This window comes from Fulvimarina manganoxydans (assembly GCF_900176465.1).
GTDB lineage: Bacteria > Pseudomonadota > Alphaproteobacteria > Rhizobiales > Rhizobiaceae > Fulvimarina > Fulvimarina manganoxydans.
Genome location: NZ_FWXR01000012.1, coordinates 20,522 through 32,518, shown reverse-complemented (window position 1 = coordinate 32,518; position 11,997 = coordinate 20,522). Strand labels below are relative to the sequence as shown.

Genomic DNA, 11,997 nt, shown 5'->3' with positions numbered 1-11,997 from the left:
CTCGTCAATTCTCGCTCGGTTGCCTGATCTTCAGCGCGGAACTCCGAACTGGCCGGGCAGCGCTTCTGGAACGAGCGCGGATGACGGGAAAGCGGCGCTGGTCACCCGTCCGGGCCGTCCACGAAGCGGCAATCGAAAGCGGGGGGCCTCGTTCGTCAGACGCGGTTTTGCAGAAGGAGGGCGACGAGGGCGGTCCAGCCGGTCTGGTGGGAGGCCCCGAGGCCCTGGCCGGTGTCGCCGTGGAAATATTCGTTGAAGAGGATGAGCTCGGTGCCGTCTACCATGCGCGGCGCGGCGCCGCTAAGGGCGGGGCGTTCACCCTTGGCGTCCTTGAGGAAGAGCCGTGTCAGGCGTTGGGCGAGTTCGTCCGCGACCTCGGAAAGGCTCGCCATCTGGCCTGATCCGGTCGGGCACTCGACCTTCAGGCCGTCGCCATAGAAACGATCGAACTCGGCGAGGGCTTCGACCAGCATGACGTTGAGCGGCATCCAGACCGGGCCGCGCCAGTTCGAATTGCCGCCGAAAATGCCGGAGGTCGAGGTGCCGGGTTCGTAGTCGACGCTGGCGCTGATGCCGTCGCGATCCAGGGTGAAGGGCGCCTTGGCATGGGCTTTCGACAGCGAGCGTATTCCGAAGGGTGAGAGAAACTCCGCCTCGTCGAGCATCCGCGTCAGGATCGCCCGCATCCGGTGGGCCCGCAGGAGCGACAGCAGCATGCGAGAATTCCGGCCGCGATCCTCATAATGGGAGACCTGCTGCGTCAGATCGGGTCGGTGGCGCAGCATCCAGCCGAGCCTGCGGGCAAAACCGGGATGTCGGTCGGCGAGCCCCGGATCGAGCACTTCCACCGCGCAGAGCGGGATGAGGCCGACGAGAGAGCGCACCCGGAGCTTTTCCTCAGATCCATCGGGCAGCACGAGTTCGTCATAGAAGAAGCCGTCCTCCTCGTCCCACAGCCCGTCCCCGTCTTTGTCGCCCTCCGTCTGGCCGACACGGGCCATGGCCGAGGCGATGACCAGGAAATGCTCGAAAAATTTGGTCGCGATGTCCTCATAGACGGGATTGCGTGTCGAAAGCTCCAGCGCGATGCGCATGAGGTTGAGGGCATACATCGCCATCCAGGCGGTGCCATCCGCCTGTTCCAGCGTGCCGCCGCCCGGCACGGGCGCGGAGCGATCGAAGACGCCGATATTGTCGAGGCCGAGAAAACCGCCCTGGAAGAGATTGCGCCCGCGCGAATCCTTGCGGTTCACCCACCAGGTGAAGTTGATCGTCAGCTTGTGGAAAAGGCGTTCGAGGAAATCGAGATCGGGCTTGCCGGTCGCCGCCTGATCCATGCGGAAGACACGCAGGGCCGCAAAAGCCTGGATCGGCGGGTTCGCATCGCCGAAATTCCACTCATAGGCCGGGATCTGGCCGCTCGGATGCATGTACCATTCGCGGGTGAGAAGCAGGAGCTGCTGTTTGGCGAAGTCCGGATCGACGAGCGCGGCGGCCATGGCGTGGAAGGCAAGATCCCAGGAGGCGTACCAGGGATATTCCCACGTGTCCGGCATCAGGATCACCTCGCTATTGTCGAGGTTGGTCCAATCCGCATTGCGGCCCTGTCGGCGCTCTTCCGGCGGCGCGGGTTGGGCTGGATCGCCGTCCAGCCAGCGTTTCACGTTGTAGCGATAGGTCTGCTTCGACCAGAGAAGGCCGGCGAGCGCCCGGCGCTGGACGAGCCTTGCATCTTCGTCCTGCATGCCTTGCTGAAGCGCCGCATAAAAGGCGTCGGCCTCGTCCTGGCGTTTGGCGGCCAGGCGATCGAAACCTGTCACGGTGAGCGGCTCGGCCGATGGCGGCGCAAACCGATAGCGCAAGGTGAGGCTTTCACCGGGGGCCAGCTCATGGATCGACAGCGCGGCGCATTTCGTGCCGGATGAGGGGAGGGGCGAGGCATCGCCGCCGACGATATGATCGTTGATCGCGTCCTTGAAGGCGCCTTCGACCGGCTCGCCGTAAAGGCGCCTGGCGTTCGTCTCATTTTCGCAGAAGAGCCATGTCGCCGGCTGGAGCGCCTCGAACCGCATCGCCTCCATCAGAGGATGGGTCGCGCGGACGGCGTCTTTCGTCTCAGGCGTGAGTGCCGGCTTCGGCGCGTCGTCGCGCCAGCTCCAGATATTGCGGGCGACGAGCTGGGGCAGGACGTGGAGCGTCTTCGCCTCCGGTCCGCGATTGACGATCGTGACGCGCATCAGGATCTCGTCCGGCGCGCCCTTGGCATAATCGACCGTCACGTCGAAGAAGCGGTCGCCGGTCAGGATTCCGGTGTCTTCCAGCTCGTATTCCGGCTCGTCCTTGCCTTTACGCCGAGCGTTCTCCGCGATCAGATCGTCATAAGGAAAGGGGCCTTGAGGATAGCGATAGAGCATGCGCTGGAAGGCATGGCTCGGCACGGCGTCGAGATGCCACCACAGCTCCTTCACGTCCTCGCCGTGATTGCCCTCGGCATTGGCAAGGCCGAACATACGCTCCTTCAGGATCGGGTCGGCGCCGTTCCACAGGCCGAGCGACAGGCACCAGCGCTGCTTTTCGTCCGAGAAGCCGGCAATCCCGTCCTCGCCCCAGCGATAGGCCCGCGAGCGAGCATGGTCATGGGGCAGATAAACCCAAGCATCGCCATCGGCGCTGTAATCCTCGCGCACCGTGCCCCATTGGCGCTCGGCGAGATAAGGCCCCCAGCGCCGCCAGCCGTCTTGGGACGCCCGTGCGACGCGCTTGCCCTCGACGGTGTCGAAAATCGGCGAGGTTGGCCGGTCCTCTTTGCCGGTCATTACATCATCCGGTCCATGAGCGAGCCGAGAATCCAGACCGTGCCCGCCACCATGATGAAGATGATCATCGCGGTGAAGAGAAGCAGCTGCAGATCCTCGCGCTTCTGGCTGCTGAGGTCGATATGCAGGAAGCAGCGGAAATGGACGAGGATCTGCGCCACGGCGAAGACGCCGAGCCCGCAATAGGCCACAAAGGGGCCGAAGGGCTGCCAGATGGCGGCAAGGAAGGAAAAGGCTGTCAGAACGACCGCCCCGGCAAAACCCCAGTAATAGGAGCGAAGCTCCCGGCGGTGTTCGGCCTTGATGGACTCTTGTGTGCTCGCGTCGGTGCTCATGCTCAAGCGACTGCTCCCGGCAGGAAGACGACGGTGATGATGCCGACCCAGATCACGTCGAGAAAGTGCCAGTAAAGGCCGAGGCGCAGAATGCGCGATTTGACGTCCGATCTGAGGCCGAAAATCGCGATCTGGGCGATCATGGCGAGGATGATGATGCTGCCGACGGTGACATGGAGCCCGTGGAGGCCAACGAGTGCCCAATAGGACGACAGATAGCCCGAGCGCATGGGAACGGCGCCGATCTCGGCGGCATGCATGAAGTCGCGGATTTCGAAGCCGAGGAAGACGAGGCCGAAGGCAAGCGCTGCGGCGAGGAAGCCGGCGACCTTGGCGCGGCCCTCGTCATATTTCATGGCGATCGTGCCGAGGCCGAAGAGGAGCGAGCTGATCAAAAGGGCGCCGGTCTGGATGGCGATACTGGTCAGATCCGTGATTGCCGCATTGCCGGGGCCGCCGGCCGTGGCATGAACCGACGTCGCATAGACCGCGAAGAACATCGCGAAGGTGACGAGGTCGCTCATCAGAAAGACCCAGAACCCGAAGACGACGGGTTCAGCTTCCATGTTGGCCTTGCCATGGGCGGGGCCGAGATTGAGACCGGGATGCAAGGGCTTTGGGGAAGCGGCGGCGGAGGTCATGCGTGCGCTCCCGCGATCGGTGCGGCATAGCCGCGATTGGTGGGGAGGGTCTCGTCCTCGCGGCGGGTGCGCCGTTCGCCGAGGGCCGCGTCGGCCCAGCTCTTGTGGACGCGGGCGACCTCTTCGGCCGGAACGATAATCGGCCGGTTGGGCAGGAAGCCGAGGGCGATGCCATAGCCGACCATGACCAGAAGCGAGAGCGCGGCGAGCCACCAGATCCAGAAGACCAAGGCAAAGCCCAGAAGCGTTCCGAAGACGGCGATGGCAAGGCCGATATAGGAGCCGGCGGGCATCTCGATCGCCTCGATCTCGCTCTCCTCAAAACTGAAGGCGTTCCCCGACATCTTCTCGATGCCGAAGGCGTGGCGGGAATGGACTTCCGGAATGACGGCGAAGTTCCATTCGGGGACCGGGGCGGGCGTCGCCCATTCCAGCGTCCAGCCATCCCAGGGATCGCCGCCGGGAACCGCGAGCTCGTCGCGCTTTCGGACCGAGACGACAAAGCTGACGATGAGGCTCGTGAGCGCGCCGAGAAGCATCACGGCGCCGAGGAAGGAGACGATGACGTAAGGAATGAAGGTCGGATCGTCGAAGGCGGGACTGCGGCGCGGATAGCCCATCAGGCCAAGCACATAGAGCGGCAGGAAGGTGACCGCGAAGCCGATGACGAAGAGATAGGCGGTGCGAAGGCTCCAGGTTTCATCGAGCCGGAAGCCGAAGAATTTCGGAAACCAGGTGTAGATGCCGGCGAGAATCGCAAACAGCGTTCCCGGGAGCAGCACATTGTGAAAATGCGCGACCACGAATTGCGAGTTGTGGACCGCGAAATTGATGGTCGGATTGGCGAGAATGACGCCCGTGTAACCGCCGATGACGAAGAAGACGATGAAGCCGGCGAGATAGACGATCGGCGTTCTGAGGCGCACCCGCCCCCGCCAGAGAGTGGCGATCCATACATAGACCTTCACCCCCGTCGGGATCGCGATCAGCATGGTGGCGACGCCGAAGGCGGCATTGATCGCCGCGCTCTGGCCCATGGTGAAGAAGTGGTGGAGCCAGACGGTGAAGGAGAGGACGGCGATCGCCATGGTCGCCAGCACCAGCGAGGTATAACCGTAGAGCATCTTGCCCGAATAGGTCTGGGAGATCTCCGAATAGATGCCGAAGGCGGGCAGGATCAGGATATAGACCTCCGGATGGCCGAACATCCAGAACATGTTCGCATAGTTCATCATGTTGCCGCCAAGGTCATTGGTGAAGAAGTGGAAATCCAGATACCGGTCGAGGGCCTGCATCAGGGTCACGGCGGTGAGCGGCGGCAGCGCGAAGATGAGAAGAATGGAGGTGCAGAGCGCGGTCCAGACAAAAAGCGGCATGCGCATGAAGGTCATGCCGGGACACCGCATCTTGTAGATGGTGACGGCGAAGTTGAGCCCGGTGAGAAGCGAGCCGACACCGGACAGGCCGATCGCCCAGACCCAGTAGTCGGGGCCAGGGCCCGGCTGGAAAGCGGCACCGGTATAGGGCGGATAGGCGGTCCATCCGCCGGTCTCGAACCCGCCGACGACGAGGGACAGCATGATCAAGACGCCGCCGACGGCGGTGAAGCCGAGGCTGATCTGATTGAGCTTCGGAAAGGCGACGTCCCGCGCTCCGATCTGAAGGGGCACGAGAAGGTTCATCAGGCCGATCAGGGCCGGCATCAGCACGAAGAAGATCATGATCGTGCCGTGGGTGGAGAAGAGCTCGGCAAAGTGCTCGGAAGTGAGAAAGCCGCCCTCATAGGACGTCATCAGATGGGCGCGCATCACGACGCCCTCGAGCACCCCGCGGATGAACATGACCCCGGCAAAGGTCAGATACATGATGCCGATCTTCTTGTGATCGGTGGTGTTCAGCCATTCGGTGAAGAGCGGCTTCCACCAGCCCTTGACTGTGAGCAGAGCAACCACGGCGATGGCGCCGACGATCACGACCCAGCTCGCCAGCGAGCCGATCGCGGTGCTGATATCGGGATTCTGGAAAAGCTTCAGCGGTTCGATATCGGCAAGGGACAACCGGCCGAGAAGAAAAGTCTCGTTCATCACTCGCTCCCGCTCATCCGATCGCCTTCTTGTTCTCCGGAACCCTTGGCGCCGGCGCCCTGGGCGCCGGAATCGGCGGCGCCAGACATGGTTTCGTCGGCCATAGGGTTCGTCTCTCCAGTGCCCATCGCCATGCCGGCGGGGCCGAAATTCGCTGGCAGAAGCGCTCCGCAAGCCCCTGCCGGAAGCGGCGCGGCGCCCGGATCATAGGTCGGGCTTCCGGGCTGGGCGGCGACCGGGATCGGCGCATTCTGGTGGTAGCGAGCGACCACTCGCTCGAACAGGCAGTCATCGGAAAGTGGCATCAAGACCGCTTGCGCCGCGTGAAACTCTTGAACGCTCTTGCCGCTGGAAATCAGCGTCGGGTAGCGGTCGGCGGTGAGCGGCGCGCCGGAGGCGCTGGTCACCCAGGTCTCGAAGTCCGCCTTGCTCACGGCGCGCATCGGCACGCGCTGATTGGCAAAGCCCGACCCATTATACTGTGTCTGGATCGCCTTGCCCTCGCCGGGCTCGCTTGCGGCGAGATTCAGCTCCGTGACCATGCCCGGCATCAGATAGATCTGGCCGGCAAAACCTTGCGGCAGGAAGCTCTGCATGACCGTATCGGACGTGATGCGAAAGGTGACGGGCCGCCCGACCGGCAGGACGATCTCGTTCAGCGCGGCAACCCGTTCGTCCGGATAGAGGGCGAGCCATTTGTCGTCGAGACCGACGAGATCAATGCGGAGCGGATCGGCGCCGGGCAGTGGCGCGTACGGATCGAGTTCCACGGTCGAGGAAACCAGCCAGATACCAAGGAAACCGACAACCACCAACGGCCCCGCCCAGATCGCGGTTTCGTAAAAGCCATTGAACTCCCAGGTCGGCCAGTAGCTGGAAGAACCGCCGCCGATCCGATAGCGCCAGATGACGAAGACGATGAGGAGAAGCGGCGGCGTGACGACGAAGGCGCCGATCAGTGTCACGCGGACCAGATGCCAAGCCTCAGCGGCGAGGACCGGACCGATTGGATTGAAAAGATCGGCGGCAGCGGCCGAGACCGGAAGGGCCAGGCATGCGGCGAGAAGCGCGAGAACAGTGATGATCTTTTGCCGACTGAAGAGGGCCGGCTTGGACACGGCGCGTTGTCCGCGTTCCAGAGCTTCTTGCGCTGCTGATGATCTCACAAAGCCACTCCCTTCATGACTTGCTCCGACATGGTTCGCCGATCCGTCACTGTTGTCGACCCGGCATAAGCAGGGACTTGGCTTTCTTGGCCAGCGATAGACCGAGGCTCACGGGACAGCAAATTACCATTGCGCTGCAACATCGAGCGCTCGATCCGCGTCCTTTGCGACCTCGAACACGCCTTCATGGCGTGTCACGACACGGCCGGTTCGGACCGGAATTCGAGGCGATGCCCGCTCGGGTCCCGTAGGCTTTCGGCCGGCCGGTCGCTTCTTTCGAGAAGCAGCGTCGTCGCAAACGGCGAATCGTCCTCAACCTCTTCCAAGATCACCCCGGGCTCTCGGTAGCCGAGAAGTTCGAGATGCGGCGCCGGGGCGCCGGGCAGTCGCAGCGTCACCACCTCGCATCGAGCAAAGCTTCCGAGCCCGTCCATCCGGCCCTGTTCGGCGCCTTCATTGCGCTGGCGCCCCGTGACGCGGAAGCCGAAGCCTTCGTAAAAGGTGATCGCGCGATCGACATCGGCGACGGTGATCGCGCTGTGATCGATCCCGAGACAGGGGTTCGCCGTCTCGGCTCGGCGCCAGCGCTCGGGAACCGCACCCGCCGGAAATTCGAGAAATTCCAGCGGATGGCCATCGGGATCGCGGAACTTGAAGGCCGTCGCCCCGCCGGACGCCGCCGGCAGGCGCTCAGGCCCGGCTTCGGAGATCGCCGTCCAGCCACTCGTTCTTTCAAGCTGCGCCATCGCGTCTTCCATGCGCGAAACGATGATGGCGCAATGCTCATGGCTGGGCTCCGATCGTATAGGGGTTGGTGGAAGAAAGGGGATTGACGAAGAAATCGTCTACCGTTCCGGCCGTAGTGCCGAAGGTAATCAGCAGGAAGCCGCCGGCGACTGCGAAGTTCTTCAGGAAATCCCAGAACATCTCGCGCCCCTTGGAGGCGCCGATCAGGCGGAAATCCGAAGTGCGCCAGAACTGCTTGAAGAAGATCGCCGTCGCTGCGCAATAGCCAGCGAGGATGAAGGCGGCGAGCCGGTCGGCAATGCCGGTGAGGATGCCGAGCGACATGACGATTTCGACGAAGAGACCGATGAGGATCAAGCCGCGTGCCAACATCGGACTGGACACTGCCTGTCCGGCCTGGCCGGCGGCGGCCTTGAAATTGGCGGTTTTGTCGAAGGCGCTGAAGGGGAAGAACAGAAGAACGAGGGAAAGCCGCGTCAGGAAGGTGATCAGGATTTCCAGGGTCATCGCAGGTTGATTGCCTCGTCTCTTATGAAACCGATAAGCCGGCGATGAGCGCGCCGTTCCGGCCTTACACATTTTTTAGGTTTACGAATTCGGCCTTAAGGGCTGCTCCGGCGGTCCGGGCGGCTAAATAGATTGTGCGAGTGCGAGTGCGAACCACGTTGAGCGCCTTCAGCCAGCAAAGAGGATGAGGTCCGCTGATGACCCCGGATATCGAAGAGCGCTACGATGTGGTCATTGTGGGCTCCGGCCCCGGCGGCGGAACCATGGCCTGGAAACTCGCCCAAACCGGAAAGCGCGTCCTCCTCGTCGAGCGCGGCGATTATCTGAAGCGCGAGCGCGAGAATTGGGATACGAAAGCCGTCTTCGTCGACGGGCGCTATCAGGTGAACGAGACCTGGACCTCGGCATCGGGCGAGACCTTCAAGCCGGGCCTCCACTATTTCGTCGGAGGCAATTCCAAGGTGTATGGCGCCGTGCTCCTTCGCTTGCGGGAGGAGGACTTCGACACCATTCGCCATGCAGGCGGGCTGTCGCCGGAATGGCCGGTGAAATACGACGAATTCGAGCCCTATTATCAGGTGGCCGAGGAGCTGTTCGAGGTGCGCGGGGTCCGCGGCGAGGACCCGACCGAGCCCCACTCGCCCAAACCCTACAAACACCCGCCCATTGCCCATGAACCCCGGATCGCGGAACTTTCGGAGGGATTGAAGCGCGAGGGGCTGCACCCCTTTCATCTGCCCATGGGCGGGCTGATGGACCAGGACGAGACCGGCGCGGCGACGCCTCATTCGAAGCTTCTGCGCTGCGACCCGTTCGACGGCTATCCGAGCCTCACCAATGGCAAGTCCGATTCCCAGATCATCTGTGTCGACCCGGCGCTTGCCGCCCATCCGAATCTGACGCTTTTGAAAAACGCTTATGTGGACAAGCTTCTCACCGATCCGGCCGGCCGGGAGGTCACGGGGCTTGAAACGATCATCGAGAGCCGGCGCCATGTCATCCGTGGCGATATCGTGGTGGTCGCCTGCGGGGCCCTGTCCTCGGCGCTTCTCTTCCTGCGGTCAGGCAATGACGCACATCCGAGCGGCCTTGCCAATCGATCGGGGCAGGTCGGGCGAAACTATATGCGCCACAACAATGCGACGGTTCTCGCCATCTCCCGCACGCCGAACCCGACCGAGTTCCAGAAGACCCTCGGTCTCAACGATTTCTACCACGCGCATGACAAATCGCCGGCCAATCCTCGCGAATTTCCGCTCGGCCATATCCAGATGGTCGGCAAGTCGGATGGCACCCAGATCGAAGCTGAGGGCCTGCCGGAGATGCTCCACTGGCTACCACAGAAGCCGTTCGACTGGATCGCCCGCCATTCCATCGATTTCTGGCTGACCTCCGAAGACCTGCCGATCGCGGACAACCGCATCTATTACCGGAACGGACAGGTCCATCTCGATCTCGCGCCCACCAATATGGAGGCCCACGAGATCCTGCGCGAAACCCTGCGCCAGATCTGCGACAAGGTGGATATTCACCCCCATCTTCTCGATCAGAAGCTCTATCTCGGCAAAAACACCCCGATCGGCGGCACCGCCCATCAGGCCGGCACCCTGCGCTTCGGTGAAGACTCGGAGACAAACGTCCTCGATCTCGATTGCCGCGCCCACGGCCTCGACAATCTTTATGTCACCGATGCGAGCTTCTTTCCCTCGATCGGCGCGGTGAACCCCACGCTCACCATCATCGCCAATGCCCTGCGCGTCGCGGACCGCATCGTCGAACGGCTGAACTGAAGACGGGCTCGGTCCCAACGCTTCGTCATCGTTTCGCTGGAAGAATGGAGGAATTCAGGCCGTCGCACTCTGCGGCCGGTCCCGTGCTGAAGTTGTCGACGCGACGGCAGGCGATTATCAAGACGGCGGGGGTGCCTTGATGATCGCCCGAGGCGCAGCCGAAAGTCAGGTTTTGGCCACGAGAAGCTCGAAGGTGACGCAGACAGGATTGTCGCCACGGGTCAGCCGGCCCACCCCTTGATCCCAGCTTGCGTCGACGCCGGCGATGTCGAGCGTCGCTCGGCCACTGTCGATCCGTCCGCGCTCGACGACGACTTCGGTCGGAGGACCGGCCAGCGGCGGCGCATCGTCGAAACGAATGCCGATCAGGCTGCCGATGCCGAGGATCGTCCCGTTTCGTACGCCATGACGGCGGCAGGCGGCTTCGACCCCTAAGACGATGTCCTCATGCGGGCGAACGCGCAGGAAAAAGCCGTCGCCGTCTTCGGCAGCCTCGCCGCGCGGCGTAAAGAGCGTGAAGCGCGTTTCCGCGTCGGGAAGGCTCTCGAAGGCGGCCTTGCGGCTGCCGATGCCCGTGACCTCGACCGGTTCGGTCAGAACCGTCTCGTCGCAGAGGAGATGGCCAAGCACCGTCTCGCCCTCGAACTGCCAATGGCCGTGGCAGTGGATGAAGGGCTTGCCGTCCCGCCAGCCGACGATCGCGGTGGCGAAGAGAAGCCTTGCGCCGCCTTCGGGCCGTCGCGTCTCGCTATACCAGGCGGCATGTTCCTCATCCGTCGATTCCGCTGGGCCGACAAAGGCGAAAGGCTCGCCATGCCCGCCGCGCATCTCGATCACCGCGCCCCGGCATCCGGCCGAGGCGACGAGACCGGCAAGGGCTTGGGTGACGGTCTGGTTGGGTTCAAGCCTGCCGGAGATTGCCACCGTCTCGATCGGCAGCGTTTCGATGCGCTCTTCGGCTGGCGGGCCGCCATGGGTGAGCAGATCGCGCCCCGTGCGCCGCTGCCGGTCGTCTGCGTCGATGCCGCTCGTTGCTTGCGGGTCGAAGCCGGTGTCGGATTCGCGCATGGCGTTTCGTCCTTTGCGCTCGCTCAGCTTGCTTGCGTCAGACCGGCGGCGATGAATCCGCCATCGACGGAAAGGATCTGGCCCGTCACGTAAGACGAGGCGTTCGGATCGATGAAGAAGCGCACGGCCTCCGCCACCTCTTCCGGCGTTCCATAGCGGCGCATTGGGACCGTCTGGTCCCACAGACGCCGCGTCGTCTCAGTGTGATATTGCTGGGCGAGCGGCGTTTCGATCGGACCCGGGGCAACCACATTGACGCGGATCTTTCGCGCGGCGAGTTCCACCGCCATGATCTTCGACAGGGTGATCAGCGCGCCCTTCGAGGCGCCATAGGCCGAGCGCCCGTAATTGCCGACGATGCCGGAGACCGAGGCGATGTTGACGATGGCCCCGCCGCCGGCCGTCTCCATGAGCGATACGAGATGTTTCGCCAGGGCGAAGGCCGCGACGACGTTGACCTCATAGATGCGGCGGAAGTCCTCGACGCTCGTCTCCATGAAGCTCGTATTGGCGCCGAGCCCGGCGCAGTTGACGAGGGCGCGCAGCGGTTTGCCGGCAACGGACGCGGCCAAGGCTTCCACCGCCGCCCCGTCGGTGATGTCGAGCGCGTGGGTGGTCAGTCCATCGCCGCCGTTATTTGCCGCCAGCCGATCGAGCGCGGCTGCATCACGGTCGAGGGCCGCGACCTGCCAGCCATCGTCCAGAAGCCGGGTGACCGTCGCAAGGCCTATCCCTGAACCGCCACCAGTGACGACGGCCAAACGCTCGTTCATTCTCATCTTCCTTCTCGAATGGCGTCTTGGCCACCCGCTCCACCCGGTGTGGCCTTGATCCTTTTTGGCG

At 63.4% G+C, this 11,997-nt stretch carries 10 protein-coding genes; 1 reads left to right on the top strand and 9 read right to left on the bottom strand.

Annotated features, from left to right (window positions below):
- Positions 1 to 155: 155 nt before the first annotated feature.
- From B9A15_RS13425 to B9A15_RS13395, 7 genes are all read right to left on the bottom strand, one after another.
- Positions 156 to 2,816, bottom strand: a complete 2,661-nt coding sequence (locus B9A15_RS13425) for an MGH1-like glycoside hydrolase domain-containing protein (RefSeq protein WP_084410609.1) — start codon at positions 2,814 to 2,816, stop codon at positions 156 to 158.
- Positions 2,816 to 3,151 carry a cytochrome o ubiquinol oxidase subunit IV gene (gene cyoD, locus B9A15_RS13420; protein WP_084410608.1) on the bottom strand — a complete coding sequence of 112 codons (336 nt, stop codon included), beginning with the start codon at positions 3,149 to 3,151 and terminating at the stop codon, positions 2,816 to 2,818. The genes B9A15_RS13425 and cyoD overlap by 1 nt, the downstream gene beginning before the upstream one ends.
- A gap of 2 nt (positions 3,152 to 3,153) precedes the next feature.
- Positions 3,154 to 3,792: a cytochrome c oxidase subunit 3 gene (locus B9A15_RS13415; RefSeq protein WP_084410607.1), complete on the bottom strand. Its 639-nt coding sequence runs from the start codon at positions 3,790 to 3,792 to the stop codon at positions 3,154 to 3,156.
- The gene (locus tag B9A15_RS13410; protein WP_084410606.1) at positions 3,789 to 5,876 is read right to left on the bottom strand and encodes a cbb3-type cytochrome c oxidase subunit I; all 2,088 of its coding nucleotides are present in this window, start codon (positions 5,874 to 5,876) and stop codon (positions 3,789 to 3,791) included. Before B9A15_RS13410 ends, B9A15_RS13415 begins: the two co-directional genes overlap by 4 nt.
- Positions 5,876 to 6,994, bottom strand: coding sequence for a cytochrome ubiquinol oxidase subunit II family protein (locus B9A15_RS13405; RefSeq protein ID WP_084410605.1), 1,119 nt, complete (start codon positions 6,992 to 6,994; stop codon positions 5,876 to 5,878). Before B9A15_RS13405 ends, B9A15_RS13410 begins: the two co-directional genes overlap by 1 nt.
- 242 nt (positions 6,995 to 7,236) lie before the next feature.
- Entirely contained in the window at positions 7,237 to 7,788 is a 552-nt protein-coding gene (locus B9A15_RS13400; RefSeq protein WP_170923293.1) for a VOC family protein, read from the bottom strand.
- Between the two features lie 37 nt (positions 7,789 to 7,825).
- Positions 7,826 to 8,296, bottom strand: coding sequence for a DoxX family membrane protein (locus tag B9A15_RS13395; protein WP_084410603.1), 471 nt, complete (start codon positions 8,294 to 8,296; stop codon positions 7,826 to 7,828).
- A gap of 197 nt (positions 8,297 to 8,493) precedes the next feature.
- On the opposite strand from B9A15_RS13395, the gene B9A15_RS13390 reads away from it, so the two are divergent.
- Positions 8,494 to 10,086, top strand: coding sequence for a GMC oxidoreductase (locus B9A15_RS13390; protein WP_084410602.1), 1,593 nt, complete (start codon positions 8,494 to 8,496; stop codon positions 10,084 to 10,086).
- A gap of 165 nt (positions 10,087 to 10,251) precedes the next feature.
- Here the strand turns inward: B9A15_RS13390 and B9A15_RS13385 are convergent, their stop codons facing one another.
- Positions 10,252 to 11,154, bottom strand: a complete 903-nt coding sequence (locus B9A15_RS13385) for a PPC domain-containing DNA-binding protein (protein WP_084410601.1) — start codon at positions 11,152 to 11,154, stop codon at positions 10,252 to 10,254.
- A gap of 23 nt (positions 11,155 to 11,177) precedes the next feature.
- Positions 11,178 to 11,927: an SDR family NAD(P)-dependent oxidoreductase gene (locus B9A15_RS13380; protein WP_244556949.1), complete on the bottom strand. Its 750-nt coding sequence runs from the start codon at positions 11,925 to 11,927 to the stop codon at positions 11,178 to 11,180.
- Positions 11,928 to 11,997 lie beyond the last annotated feature (70 nt).

Excerpts from the sequence above, each read along its gene's own strand:
- B9A15_RS13415 (WP_084410607.1), bottom strand. The coding sequence starts at position 3,792 with ATGACCTCCGCCGCCGCTTCCCCAAAGCCCTTGCATCCCGGTCTCAAT.
- B9A15_RS13395 (WP_084410603.1), bottom strand. The coding sequence starts at position 8,296 with ATGACCCTGGAAATCCTGATCACCTTCCTGACGCGGCTTTCCCTCGTT.
- B9A15_RS13390 (WP_084410602.1), top strand. The coding sequence starts at position 8,494 with ATGACCCCGGATATCGAAGAGCGCTACGATGTGGTCATTGTGGGCTCC.
- B9A15_RS13385 (WP_084410601.1), bottom strand. The coding sequence starts at position 11,154 with ATGCGCGAATCCGACACCGGCTTCGACCCGCAAGCAACGAGCGGCATC.
- B9A15_RS13380 (WP_244556949.1), bottom strand. The coding sequence starts at position 11,927 with ATGAACGAGCGTTTGGCCGTCGTCACTGGTGGCGGTTCAGGGATAGGC.
- B9A15_RS13410 (WP_084410606.1), bottom strand. The coding sequence starts at position 5,876 with ATGAACGAGACTTTTCTTCTCGGCCGGTTGTCCCTTGCCGATATCGAA.
- B9A15_RS13400 (WP_170923293.1), bottom strand. The coding sequence starts at position 7,788 with ATGGCGCAGCTTGAAAGAACGAGTGGCTGGACGGCGATCTCCGAAGCC.
- B9A15_RS13425 (WP_084410609.1), bottom strand. The coding sequence starts at position 2,816 with ATGACCGGCAAAGAGGACCGGCCAACCTCGCCGATTTTCGACACCGTC.
- cyoD (WP_084410608.1), bottom strand. The coding sequence starts at position 3,151 with ATGAGCACCGACGCGAGCACACAAGAGTCCATCAAGGCCGAACACCGC.